Genomic DNA, 13,529 nt, shown 5'->3' on the forward strand with positions numbered 1-13,529 from the left:
GTCCCGGATAGAAGGAGTAGTTGGTATTTATGAAGCTGAAAGGAAAAAGGGTTGGCGTAGCGCTTACAGGATCGTTCTGCACTTATGAGAAGGCATTTGTACAGCTCAGGAAACTGAAAGAAGAGGGAGCGGAGATTGTGACGATTTTTTCTAATGCCTCCCAGACGATAGACAGCCGTTTTGGAAGTCCGGAAGATTTTATGAAGGAAGCAGAAGAAATTACCGGATCCCGCCCATTGCTTACGATCAGCCAGGCAGAGCCGATCGGGCCAAAGAGTCTTTTGGATCTGCTGATTATCCTTCCGTGTACCGGCAATACTGCGGCAAAGTTGGCTAACGGCATTACGGATTCTCCGGCCCTTATGGCGGCAAAGGCACATTTGCGGAATGAAAAACCGCTACTGATCTCCATATCTACAAACGACGCCCTTGGGATGAACATGAAAAATATCGGGATTCTGCTTAACGTAAAGCATATCTTTTTTGTCCCCTTCGGGCAGGATGACCCGGAGAAAAAACCGAATTCTATGACTGCAAGAACAGAGATGCTGATTCCGGCTGCGGAGGCAGCACTGGAGGAGCGGCAGTATCAGCCGGTAATCCGGTGAACTGCAAAGCACCTGAAGGAGCAGGCAGAAGAGGCCAGCGTGGCAGTACTATCAGGGAGCGGTATTCAGGATGAAACTGCCGGCGTAGAAAATCGGAGAATTTTTGAAAAAAGGAGAAAAAGATATGTGCGGAATTGCGGGATTTTACAGCAGCAGACACAGCTATACGCAGGAAGGCGAGCGATGGGAGAAGGTTCTGGAATGTATGAACCGCGCCCAGAAGCGCCGCGGACCGGATGAAGAAGGAGTCTGCCTTAACGATCACTGTGGACTTGCGCATGTGAGGCTTTCTATCATTGATCTGAACAGGGGAAGGCAGCCGATGACGAGAAGCGTGGCAGGCAGAACCTGTACTGTCTCTTTTAACGGGGAAATCTACAATATGCCGCAGCTACGAAAAGAGCTGGAGCGGGAAGGCGCGGTGTTCGAATCTGACAGCGATACAGAGGTGATCCTTCAGGGATATCTTCTGTATGGTGAAGAGTATGTGAGGAAGTTGAACGGAATTTTTGCCATTGCATTGTGGGATGCTCTGGAAGGAACACTGTATCTGTTCCGGGATCGAGTCGGTGTGAAACCTCTGTTCTATACCCGACAGAAAGATACGCTGGTATTTGCCTCCGAATTAAAAGGGATCTTCGCTTTTCCCGGGATTCGTCCGGCTATCGGCAGGGAAGGATTATGCGAAATCTTTGCTCTTGGACCTGCAAAGACATATGGAAAAGGAGTTTTCCGGGGAATATCAGAGGTGCTCCCCGGACATTATCTTGTCTGTCGGGAGAGCTCGGTAAAGGATATTTGTTATTGGAAGCTGGAGAGCCATCCACATAGGGACTCCTTTGAGAAAACAGTGGAGAAGACAGCATGGCTTATTGAGGATTCTGTGAAGAAGCAGATGATCTCAGATATCCCGATCAGTACATTCCTGTCTGGAGGGGTGGACAGCAGCCTTGTGACAGCAATCTGTGCTTCGGAGTTAAAGAAGCAGGGGAAGATCCTCAATACATTCTCTTTCGATTTTGCAGAAAATCAAAAGTATTTTAAGGCAAACTCATTCCAGCCCAGCCAGGACAGACCGTGGGTAGAAAAAATGGTAGAATACTGTGGAACAAATCACCGTTATCTGGAATGCAACAATACGGATTTGATCGATAATCTTTTCCGGGCGGTGGATGCGAGAGATCTTCCATGTATGGCGGATGTGGAATCATCCATGCTATATTTTTGTTCAAAGGTGGTGGGATATAATAAGGTCACGCTGACAGGGGAATGTGCAGATGAGATATTCGGCGGCTATCCGTGGTTTCACAAGAAAGAAGCATTCGAGACAGCAGCTTTTCCCTGGTCGAATGATATGACGGCACGCCAGGCGCTGCTTAAAGAAGAGCTGATCCGGGAAGTGCCAATGGAAGAATATGCAACAGCAGCGTATGAAAAAACAGTGCGGGAGACTCCGGTATGCAGCGAAGATACTTCGGAAGAGCGGAGGCGGAGAGAAATCGCCTATCTGAATCTAAAGTGGTTCATGGTAACGCTTCTTGACCGGATGGATCGCACGAGTATGTATTCAGGACTGGAGGCCAGAGTCCCTCTGGCTGATCATCGTATTATAGAGTATGTGTGGAATGTTCCCTGGGAGATGAAGTGTCCGGATGGACTCGTGAAAGGACTGCTGCGGAATGCCGGAAGAGGAAAACTTCCGGACGAAGTGCTCTTCCGCAGGAAAAGCCCTTATCCGAAGACTTATCATCCGGAATACGAGAAACGTCTTGGAGAAATGCTGCTTGATGTTATAAATGATCATGCTGCACCAATCCGCAGTCTGATTGATAGAGAAAAGTTGAACCGGTTCCTGAATACCCCGTCTGATTATGGACGCCCGTGGTATGGGCAGCTCATGGCAGGACCTCAGATGCTGGCTTATATGCTTCAGGTCAATTATTGGTTGGAAAAATATCAGATTCAGCTTATCCTTTGATACCACAGCCGTTAGAAAATATAACAGGATATCTAAGTTCAATAGGAATAAGACTTATTTCGGGGAGTCGTCTTTCACGTTGTAATTGTAGGAAGGCGATTCCTTGATTACGTTTTAACGATAAGTTTGAAGAGGTATATGATGATATGATGGCAATTTGTGAAGAATGTTACTGGGCAAGGACACGATTAGATAGATATGTGGAATATAATTGTCAGATGATTCGATTCAGTAGGAATTTTCTCCGGCACGTGAATGAACATGACCCGATATATTTTTGCTCATTGATATAGCATAATGAGTGATGGATAAAGGTCTAAAGAAATCAGTTACAGAAATAAAATACCCCGTTATATCGGCAACTAGGTTCTAGTTGTCGAGGGTGGTATTGCAGTATTGCACCAGTAAAGCTTTTTGCTTATAATTTAGGAAAAAAGAGTGAGGTGTTCCGGTTGGGGAAAGAATACATGCCATACAATGAGGTACCTGTTTCTTAGTTTGATGAAGGAAATGCAATACGGATCTTTGACCGGCTTTGTACGGACAGGGGACTTGTTGTTCTTAAAAATGGTCAGCCAATTGCAGTTGCTCTGTCGCCGGAGGAATATACAAGGCTTGTAGAAGCAGAAGAGGATTATAAGCTAACCGTTGAAGCAAATAGAAGGTTGGAAGAAAACGGTGATAAACCGACAATTCCACTTGAGGATATACTCGAAAAACTGAAAATTTGTGAAGAGGATCTCCCTAAAGTCAGTGATCCGCAGATATAGGGGTATGGGAATTTAGGATAGGATCAGACAAATAAATATGTTAGAGAAAGGTAATTATTGATGCTGAGAAAAGTTCTCAAGTAAACATTGGCGCATTCATTTCATCGTGTCAATACTTGAGGAAATTTAAAATTGAAAGTTGCTGATGCGTTTATAGAGTGTAATATATGCGTTAGTGCAAAGGTGCAAGTGTGATGAAGGGATTAGATGAAAAGATAACAGGCGAGCTGGTGGCAGGAATCCTCAATGTTATTGAGAAAAAGGTCATAAGGATTGTGCTTTATGGATCTGTTGCCAGAGGGACAGATACCAAAGAGTCGGATGTGGATGTTGCTCTTTTACTCACAAAAAGTATGGACAAAGATGAGGAGGAGAGACTTTCAGAATTTATCGTAGATATGAACCTTAAATATGATAAAGTATTCTCTGTCATTGACATTGAATATAATATATTCTGTGAATGGGAAGCAATAATACCTTTCTATAGAAATGTGAAAAAAGAGGGAATCATACTTTGGGAGAATAAAGCTGCGGCTAAGCCGTAAGATTTAATTTGACGTTCTTTACCCCGGCTATATTGAGCGGGAAAAGATGATAATATGCTCCGTTCTGCCGGCAGATACTTCTTGACAGAATTATAGCATATTTATAAAATAAAAGTATCAGTTTTATGGCTTTGATCAAAAAGTTAATTTGATTTTTAATTCCAATTTGACAATTGTTGGAAGCACAAATTTTAAAATAGAATCGTATGAAGGATGGCATTGACTATTGTTTGCGATAGTCAGTGCCTTTTTATTAGAAAGGAGGTCTGAATCGAATAACCGTAAAACTGATCATACTGCAGAAAATATACGAAATTATATTGTAATTCGTATATGCATATACTATAATTTTTTTATCATTGAATTAAGGAGGGAAGCTGATGAAAATATATGAAAAGAAGAACTTTCCTAGGACATCGCGCGATTTTAAAAGTATGTTGGAAAGGGGAACGATTTCTTTTGATAACGCAGTGCAGAGATCCTTTGTTTGGAAAAACACGGCAAAGGACAACCGAATGAGCATGTTAATTGATACGATGATGCGAGGCTTGTGTGTTCCGCCTTTATATTGCAACTGTATTTTTACAGATCCTAAAGATAAAGTATACGATTTTGTGGATGGAAAGCAGAGGGTCATGACTGTAATCAAATACCTGAATGATGAGTTCCCTCTGATTGGCATACCAACTTTTACAATGGAAGACGGTAGTGAACTAGATTTGAATGGAAAGCGCTTTTCGGAACTGCCTGAGGATTTTCAAGATAATATTAAGCTGTTTAGTTTTACAGTGAATTATTATGAAAACATGGACCAGGATGATGTAGAAGAACTGTTCCGCAGGCTCAATAATGGCAGACCATTAAGTGCAATTGAGTTGACCAGGGCGACAGCAAACTCGAAAAAGATGATCCGTGAGATTGCATCTCATAAGATTTTCCAGGCAGCGCTTAATGAAAAATCAATGGCAGGCTACGTGAATGAGGACATTGCAATAAAAACATGGATTCTCTTCTATGGCGATACAAAATCGTTTGAGACTCGGATTGTACGACCTACGATGAGAGATTCCATTATAACTGATGATCAGACTCGGGAAATTCTGCAGTGTTACGACCGGATGTTGAAGGAGTATGAACTGATCAAGAAGAAGGAGACGAAGGAGAGCGCCAGAGTATGCAGGAAAATTTTTAAAAAGACGCACATGCTTTCTTTAATGCCGATTATCCGTAAGAGCATTGCAGATTCTGCTGGGGCAGAGAAAGTGGCGGATTGGATCGAAGAATTTTTTAAGCCTATGAAAGAAGCAAGTATTATGGAGCAATATAATGAGAATGCAAAAGCCGGATCGGCAAAAGCAGAAGCGATTAAAGCTAGGGAAGATGCACTGGAGGAAAGCTATTCTCAGTATATGGCGTCATGAAAGAGCGATAATTGTTTCAGATTAAAAGAGGGGAAAGAGAGGATTTGTTGCGGAAAGTTTGCTCCTATTTGAGTAGGGGGACCAGACATTGTTCCGACAAGAAGTATATTTTTAAGGATGTATGAAGAAAGGACTGAGTCTTTTCTTTATACATCTTTTTGTGTTTTCTGGCACATGCTGCCCCAAAAAGTAATAATGCAATTGTATGGTTAAAGCTTGAAATACAATATAAGCTTTAAGATCGTTCAAAACAAGTCAACGGAATAGCATTGGTCGTCATAAACATATGAAAAGTTCTAGGATAGAAAAAGACATCAAACTTTCTGTAGTGGATTTGTATGGTAGAGGCGACAAACAGAATTGGAGTCAAGCTAAGAGTGGGATTTGCTTGACATATAGAAAGACTATGATTATCCTGATGATAAATATTGTTTTCCAGACATTGCCAAAATAATATGTTGAATTTGGAGGGATAATTTGTGAGTGAATACTATAAGCAGATAAAAGAAATTATTTTAAAAAATTACAAAATTGTGGGGATTGGCATAAAGGCTGAAAGTATTTTATACATAGTTCTAGCAATAATTTCTGGTGTGATGGCACTCGTACTTATTGGTGGTAATAAGAAAAGTGATACTGCTTTAATAGTATACTTTCTTCTGGCCATTGGTTCTTACTTGGGACATTTATGGTGTAAGAAAAGATATCGGCGTGAAAGGGAAAAAGCGATCACTACAGTTATGGAATATATGGATATTGAAATGATTAAGCTATTAATAAAAGAAATAGAGGATTATATTAAGAGGACTAAAACATTTGCAACATGGTTTATAGGTGTTATAGTTACGTTTGTAATTCTATTTATTACCTTTTTTACAAATTATTATTTAAAGCTATATGATTTTATTGTTGATATAGGAAATGAATCACAAATGAAAGCATGGATTATTGAAAATTTTTCTGACGAAAAGTTTGTTGAAACAGCTTTTCATACAGGAGGAAGTTTGCTCATATTAGTAATATTGTTCCTACTTTGTTTTTATGGCATATTTATGGCTAGTTGGATTGTGAAAAAGGAAATTCTACTTTTTCTATATGATGTGCAGTACACGATACTGATGGATAATAAGAAAAAACTGATGAAACAGACTGAGGCTAAAAATTCAGAGAATGAAAAAGGACAGGACTGGTCAGCGACTATTTCTTGAAAGAATATATTAATGATTACTTAGTTTATAGAAGATATGAGGAAATTATGCAGAAATATGGTATGACAAAGATATTTCCAATTGATTACTCTAAGAGTGTAGAGATATTTGAGAAATATGGAGATATTTTAAAAAGGAATCAGTGTTATATGAATGTATGGAAATTGTTTTATAAGACCCATATGTTTGACGGGTGGAATGTAAGCATATGTTTTGGGTACAGTATTGTGACTGCGTACGATTCTACGATATGTGTAGAACACGCTTTCTTGATGACAAAGGGAAATGAAATTCTGGATATCACCTGTCGAAGAAAAGAAAGTAAATATTTTGTACTCGCGTCATTTACAGCTGAGGAATATTTAAATTTTATTTTACAGTCTGAAATTACAGATCTTTCAAATTTACGCTTTTTGCAAGAACTAAAAAAGGATTTTGAAAAATAGGCAAAACAAAAAATTATATATGTGTAGGATAAATAGGTGAAAAACTTTAATTAATGTGTGTCATTAAATATAGGAGAGCTAAGGTGGTAATATAGTAATACCGATTTAGCTCTCCAATTTTATGATGAAATTTGGTGCTTAGATATGTGTCTAAGTAACTTACAAGCATAACTTCAATTGGTGGTTTGAATTGCCCTCATAATATCCGATTATATGCTCGTCAAAAAGGGTGGGTAACGCAAGTTCGATTATTTGTCCGCTTGTACAGTGGTGCTACTTAAATCTTTTCCTTGTCTCTTCAGTCTGCACTCTTTTGTGAATTCCTTAATGCTTAAAAATACTCTTGAAAATATCTGCTCCATTTAAACGTTAAAAATGACCTGATAATCAATAACTGTTTCTTTTCTTTTTGTGCTGAGTAAAATAAGAATCAGCAAAGAGATAACGAAAAGATAAAGAGGTGACAGTAATGAATATAATGTTCTGGGTAACGGAAAAATGTAATCTTAATTGCGATTATTGTTATGTAAAGAAACAGCCAAAAACAATGTCACTGGAAACTGCAGAAAAAGCTTTTGACTATTTTAAAAAGAAATTTGAAGATATAGAGTTTAGAAAAAAAGAAATTCATATTGGATTTCATGGCGGTGAACCTTTACTCAATTTTCCTGTTATTCACTTTTTAACAGAGAAATTTAAAGAAGAATATGGGGATAAAATTAATTATTTTTCATTAACAACTAATGGGACTGTTTTTGATAGAAAAATGCTCGATTATCTTATGGATAATATTCAGCTTTCGGTAAGTATCGATGGAAGTCGGGAAACCAATGATTTAAAAAGGCATCATTGTGATGGTTCCTCCTCGTATGATGAAACAATTGCTATGCTAGAGTTTTTAAAAAGGCATCAAGTTGATGTGAGAATCAGGATGACTGTGAATCAGGAAACGATGAAAAGATTTGCGGATAATTTTATTGAATTAGATAGAAGACGATATGGATTTGTCACATACGCAATTAATACGGATGATTCTTGGAATGCAGATGATATAGAGGAATATAGCAAACAGTTGAATCGTATTATGGATTACTATATTGCTGAGAATCCAGAAGAAAGTAAATATTTTTTATATAATCTCAAAGAGGCAACTTTCAGACCAAGAAGATTATGTGATGGAGGAATAACAAATTTCCATATTTCGCCAGAGGGGGACATATATCCATGTATTCTTTCTGTAGGTGATAAAGAATTTAAATTAGGTGATATATTCTATGGTGTAGACCAAGGTGTTCTACGACGATTGAATGATATTAATAAGCAAGATATTTGTGGCTGTGAAAAGTGTGATTATCAGGGGCATTGCTCAAGTCAAGTGTGTAAAATAATAAATAAAAAATCCACAGGAGATTATTACAAAGCACCATATATCGCTTGCCAGGAAAGAAAAGTGATATATGACTGTTATAAAAAGTATGAATATATTTTGGAGGGATTCAATGCGTGACGACTTAGTAGTGATAATTGACTCCGGAATTGATGTAAATAATCGGGAAATAATGGAACACGTTGAGGGGGGATTCCAGCTCGTTTTTAAGGATGGACATATATTAAGAAATAGTGATATATGTGACTGCTATGGACACGGGACAAACTGTGCTGATTATATATTAAGTTTAAACCATTCATCTCAGTTCTATGTAATTAAAATTATTAATGAGAATGGTTTATCCTATAGCTGTCTGATGCTGGAAGCCTTGAAAAGTTGCTTGGATGTACCTGCGAAGATAATTTGTATGAGCTTATCAGTTACAACAAAAACCTGCGAAATTGAAACGGATTTACATGAAATTTGTAGAAGATTATATAAGCAGGGAAAGGTTATATGTATTTCTGAAAATAATGAGATGCAGCATTCACAACCAGCCAGATTCAAAGAAGTTATAGGGGTGCGTGCTGATTATGGGATGGGAAAAGACAAATTGATTATAGATGAAAATCTTGATATTCAAGTTATTGCTGATGGGACACCTGTTTTTTTACGAGGGAAAAATGGAGAATATAATTTTTTTAAGGGGTGTTCTAAGGCAAATGCATTCGTGTCGGGTATTATTTTTGATCAACAGAAAAATGAACATATAGGTAATATGGAATCTGCATTAGTAGCACTGAAAAAACTGAGTGAAAACAAAGAAAAAAATGAACTTGTAAAAGAGATAGACTATGGTATTGGTGATGTGCCAAAAACAGATTTGGACCGTATGTTAGAGGATTTAATTTTAGAAGCGATTGAAAAAATCGGGAAAAATAAACCAGAACGAGAAGCCTTTAGAGAATCTCCAATTATGTCACGACTAAATGGTATTTCTTACTTTAATTTTTATAGATTCCTGTTATATCTATATCATAAATTGGGAGTTTCAGATGAAGATTTCCGAGGAATTAATGTATATGATATATGTACAGCATACCGATTGAGAGAGTTTTTAAAAAAGAGGTTAAGAAATGAAGCAGAAAAGCAAAATAGTAGAATTACTTATGCAATATAAACTAGGATATATTATTATTTTAGCTCTGATTACAATGGACTGTATTGCCACATATTTATATCCTAATTATCTTTCTGCAATTATTGATACCGCTATACCAGAAAAAAATGCAGAAATGCTCATCAAAAATATCGTGTTTCTTGCAATTTTTCAAATACTGTCTATATTGGCGTCAGTGCTTCTTTCTTATATGTTTACCAGAATATCAAATTCTGTGATTGTAAGAATAAAGGAGGCAATTGTACGATCAGTCTTTCGGACAGATGGCGAAGAACTGAGTGCTAAAGCACGATCGTTCACTACTGGTATGAATGGGGATATCGACAATATTGAAATATTATCATCGAGAGTAATGGCACAACTTATACTACAGATAACAACCGTATTTATTACTGGAGTAATATTGATAAAAATCAATAAAACAGTGATGTATTTTGTTTTAGCTGCATACCCGATACTGATAGCTACACAAATTTTCTTTAATAAGAAAATAGAGAAGAGAGCATCAATTTTAATGACTCGTTGTGATATAGGATATAGTTTGATTAAAGAATTTGTAACATATATTTATGAGTACATTGTTCTTAATGCTGATAATTATTTTCTATCGAGGTTTATGAAAAACGAAAGAAATATTAGAAAAGGACAACTTAAATATAATATGTTGCTTGCTTTCAACGGCCTTGTTCCTCAGATTGTAAATATGACAATTTATCTAATGATCCTTACAATTAGCGGATACATGGTTATGGAAGGCAGTATTCTCCCTGGAGAATTCACAATAATTTTACTTTATACGCAAAGAATGTTTAATCCTATTGCAAATATTATGGCAGTTTTTGGACAGATGCAGGGGGCAAGAGTATCTTTAAAACGTATTGATAATATGCTAATAGGATGTGAGAAAATATGAAAAAAACAGTCAATGAGATAGATTTATATAACGTTAATTTTTCATATGGTGAAAAACCATTATACGGCAAAAGTATAAGTGCGAAACTTAGAAAAGGGAATATCTATCTTTTAAATGGACCTAATGGTTCAGGAAAAAGTACTTTGGCTAATATCCTTTTAAAAATATGGCGGAATTATAAAGGTAGAATATTAATTGATGAGATAGATTTAAAAGACTTAACAAGAGAAGAAATTTCGGATTTGATTGGGTTATCGTTTCAAAAAACGCCTATTTTTCATGATACAGTAAAAAATAATATTTGCCTTGGAATAAGTGGAAATATTGAGGGATTACTTCACTTAATGGGGTTTGACGAAGATTTAAAGGCAATGAATCGGAATCTGGATTCGTGGCTAAAAGATAGTTCTAGTTTATCCGGAGGCCAGGCTCAGAAACTAGGAATCATGAGGACATTATTCCGGGAGAAAGAGGTGTATATTTTTGATGAGCCAACAGCAAATTTGGATCAGCAGTCAAAAAGAAGATTTTTTCAGTTGATTGAAAAAATCAAACAAGACAAAATTATTATTTTAATTTCTCATGAAGAGGATGTTATACAGCATGTTGATGAAGTTATTGATATAAAAGGAGGTGATTAATAATGTATGTTAAAAATCCGTATGCAAGGACTCTTAAACGAGAAGACCAAATTGTATTGTGCAATACTAAAACAGGTGCATTTGTTCGTACAAAGATAAAGTATGCAGAAATTTTGGATCATTGTATGTCAACAGAATCACAGAGTATTATGTGTGATAATACAGAATTATTAAAAACTCTGAAATATTTATTTACTGAACTTTGCAAAATTGAATACTACATTCAGCAAGATAAATATAACGAAGTTTATCACATGAAAATGGATATTGTTTATTTGTCTATTACTAATCGGTGTAATCTGAAATGTAAACATTGTGTGGCAGCATCCTATGGAACTGTGGGTGAAGATCCGATGAATACTGCTGAGTGGAAAAAAATTATAGATCAGCTTGCAGCAGTAAATCCGGGGCAAATTACATTCTCTGGAGGCGAACCATTACTGCGAAAAGATGCTTTAGAACTAATGCGATATGCAAAAGAAAGAACTAAATGTCCCGTTGTATTATCGACGAATGGATTACTGATAAATCATGATAATGTTAAAGAACTTGTTAAAATTTCAGATACAATTGCTATAAGTTTAGATGGGTATGATGAGGCAAGCTGCGAAAAAATAAGAGGGGCTGGTGTTTACCGAAAGGTAATTGATAGTATTAAACGGATACAGGAGACTGGTTATACAAAAATATCTTTATCTATGCTGGAATCTTCTTATACGGAAGACCATATTTCGGAGTTCTATGAATTGTGTGACAAGCTGAAGGTTAAACCTATTGTTAGAATTTTCTCTCCTACTGGAAGAGGAAAAGACAATCGGGACGAATTATTACCTAATCAGCAGCATGAGAATGAGGAAGAGCTGGCATGTTACTGTAAATTATGTTGGCCAGGAAGGAGGGAGTTGGATATAGCAGCCGATGGTAACGTGTTTCCTTGTGCGCCACTAGCGGGAATTCCAGAACTCTGTATGGGAAATATACGGGATTTATCTTTAGCAGAAATTATAGATCCTAGGAAGGCAGATTTATTAATAGATTATCTTAGACCATGGAATATGGATGAATGCAGTAAATGTGATGTAAATCTTTTTTGTCATAGTTGTATTAATTACATACTGGGTATAAAGCAAGATGAATCTCATTATAAAAAAATCTGTAGAAAAAGAAAAAAACAATTAGAAAAATTAGTATGGGAGGTCGAATGACATGAGTAAATTAAGCAAATTATTTGCGTTTGTAAGCGCACTTATTATGACGGTGACTTTGGGAGCAGGCACTGCTAGGGCAGCAGAAGCAACTGACCCCTATCCTGAAATAGAAAAAATAGCCACATCGGAGATTTTGGAACAGAACGAAGACAGCTATTATGTTTATTTTTACAAAGCAAATTGTCCATATTGTAATGAGGTCAAGGAAGCAATTAATGAATTTGCAGCAGGAGGAGGAGAGATATATGCAGTTGACTATGGTGTTCTATCGAATCGGGTAAACGGATATGATTGGACAGAAGTAGCAGCAAAGTATAACAAAAAAATAGGATGGATTGATAATGAAGGGCGTAAGAATTATCTTCCGGGAGAATCTGAAGAAAAATATTTAAACAATACGGAAGTAAATATGTATGGCAAAGTTATCCGTTATCAGATTACTGAAATAAATGAATATAATGTGGATCAGTTTGAAGGAGCAGAAATAGGAGACATTTACACAGATGTTCAGACACCAGAAATTGACTATGCTTCTGTAAAAGATACTGCGGATTTAGTAATTGCTGGTGTGCCGACAATGCTACATGTCAGCAATGGGGAAATTGATGGTTTCTATTTTGATTCAGTAGAGATTGCGGCCCTTTTGGCTAATATGTAATACGATTACATAGCAAAATTAATTGCTTTTGTAATAAATAGAATATACAGAATGGGAGGTGGAAATCTGATGGGTGATAGCAGAGAAAGCAAAGATATTAAGAGCCAGTACTGTAATTCAGATCATTGTCAGTATGACTGCACAACAAGCACATCTGATAAGTGTAATGCGGTTGTAACCGGATTACTGTAAGCATCGAGAAAGAGAGGAAAAAATAATGAGTAAAGAAGAGAAAAGAAACCAGGAAGTTCAGCAGCCGGAAGAAGAAAAAGACGTAAAAAGTCAGTACTGTAATTCAGATCACTGCCAGTATGACTGTACGACAAGCACATCGAATAAGTGTAATGCGGTTGTAACCGGATTACTGTAAGCATCGAGAAAGAGAGGAAAAAATAATGAGTAAAGAAGAGAAAAGAAACCAGGAAGTTCAGCAGCCGGAAGAAGAAAAAGACGTAACAAGTCAGTACTGTAATTCAGATCACTGCCAGTATGACTGTACGACAAGCACATCGAATAAGTGTAATGCGGTTGTAACCGGATTACTGTAAGCATCGAGAAAGAGAGGAAAAAATAATGAGTAAAGA

General features: G+C 36.9%; 14 protein-coding genes. All 14 read left to right on the forward strand.

Going from position 1 to position 13,529, the window contains the following annotated elements; translation table 11 throughout:
* Positions 1-29 precede the first annotated feature (29 nt).
* Positions 30-608 carry a dipicolinate synthase subunit B gene (locus INF30_RS12385; protein WP_226395435.1) on the forward strand — a complete coding sequence of 193 codons (579 nt, stop codon included), beginning with the start codon at positions 30-32 and terminating at the stop codon, positions 606-608.
* A 124-nt stretch (positions 609-732) separates the two neighbouring features.
* Entirely contained in the window at positions 733-2,586 is a 1,854-nt protein-coding gene (gene asnB, locus INF30_RS12390; RefSeq protein ID WP_226395436.1) for an asparagine synthase (glutamine-hydrolyzing), read from the forward strand.
* Between the two features lie 964 nt (positions 2,587-3,550).
* Positions 3,551-3,901 (forward strand): nucleotidyltransferase domain-containing protein, encoded by a 351-nt coding sequence (locus INF30_RS12400; RefSeq protein WP_226395437.1) that lies wholly within the window; start codon positions 3,551-3,553, stop codon positions 3,899-3,901.
* Positions 3,902-4,281: 380 nt separating this feature from the next.
* Positions 4,282-5,322 (forward strand): DUF262 domain-containing protein, encoded by a 1,041-nt coding sequence (locus INF30_RS12405; protein ID WP_226395438.1) that lies wholly within the window; start codon positions 4,282-4,284, stop codon positions 5,320-5,322.
* Positions 5,323-5,801: 479 nt separating this feature from the next.
* Positions 5,802-6,530: a hypothetical protein gene (locus INF30_RS12410; protein WP_226395439.1), complete on the forward strand. Its 729-nt coding sequence runs from the start codon at positions 5,802-5,804 to the stop codon at positions 6,528-6,530.
* A 47-nt stretch (positions 6,531-6,577) separates the two neighbouring features.
* Positions 6,578-6,976: a hypothetical protein gene (locus tag INF30_RS12415; RefSeq protein ID WP_226395440.1), complete on the forward strand. Its 399-nt coding sequence runs from the start codon at positions 6,578-6,580 to the stop codon at positions 6,974-6,976.
* Between the two features lie 469 nt (positions 6,977-7,445).
* Positions 7,446-8,483 (forward strand): radical SAM/SPASM domain-containing protein, encoded by a 1,038-nt coding sequence (locus INF30_RS12420; protein WP_226395441.1) that lies wholly within the window; start codon positions 7,446-7,448, stop codon positions 8,481-8,483.
* The gene (locus tag INF30_RS12425) at positions 8,476-9,525 is read left to right on the forward strand and encodes a S8 family serine peptidase (protein WP_226395442.1); all 1,050 of its coding nucleotides are present in this window, start codon (positions 8,476-8,478) and stop codon (positions 9,523-9,525) included. Before INF30_RS12420 ends, INF30_RS12425 begins: the two co-directional genes overlap by 8 nt.
* A complete protein-coding gene (locus tag INF30_RS12430; protein ID WP_226395443.1) occupies positions 9,482-10,438 on the forward strand; it encodes an ABC transporter transmembrane domain-containing protein in 957 nt (318 codons plus the stop codon). The genes INF30_RS12425 and INF30_RS12430 overlap by 44 nt, the downstream gene beginning before the upstream one ends.
* Positions 10,435-11,079, forward strand: a complete 645-nt coding sequence (locus tag INF30_RS12435; protein ID WP_226395444.1) for an ATP-binding cassette domain-containing protein — start codon at positions 10,435-10,437, stop codon at positions 11,077-11,079. Before INF30_RS12430 ends, INF30_RS12435 begins: the two co-directional genes overlap by 4 nt.
* Positions 11,080-11,081: 2 nt before the next feature.
* Positions 11,082-12,284 carry a radical SAM/SPASM domain-containing protein gene (locus tag INF30_RS12440; protein ID WP_226395445.1) on the forward strand — a complete coding sequence of 401 codons (1,203 nt, stop codon included), beginning with the start codon at positions 11,082-11,084 and terminating at the stop codon, positions 12,282-12,284.
* A gap of 1 nt (position 12,285) precedes the next feature.
* The gene (locus tag INF30_RS12445; RefSeq protein WP_226395446.1) at positions 12,286-12,945 is read left to right on the forward strand and encodes a hypothetical protein; all 660 of its coding nucleotides are present in this window, start codon (positions 12,286-12,288) and stop codon (positions 12,943-12,945) included.
* A gap of 217 nt (positions 12,946-13,162) precedes the next feature.
* Positions 13,163-13,315, forward strand: coding sequence for a hypothetical protein (locus INF30_RS12450; RefSeq protein WP_226395447.1), 153 nt, complete (start codon positions 13,163-13,165; stop codon positions 13,313-13,315).
* Between the two features lie 25 nt (positions 13,316-13,340).
* Positions 13,341-13,493, forward strand: a complete 153-nt coding sequence (locus INF30_RS12455) for a hypothetical protein (RefSeq protein WP_226395448.1) — start codon at positions 13,341-13,343, stop codon at positions 13,491-13,493.
* Positions 13,494-13,529: the final 36 nt, after the last annotated feature.

This window comes from Claveliimonas monacensis (assembly GCF_014982975.1).
Classification (GTDB): Bacteria; Bacillota; Clostridia; order Lachnospirales; family Lachnospiraceae; genus Claveliimonas; species Claveliimonas monacensis.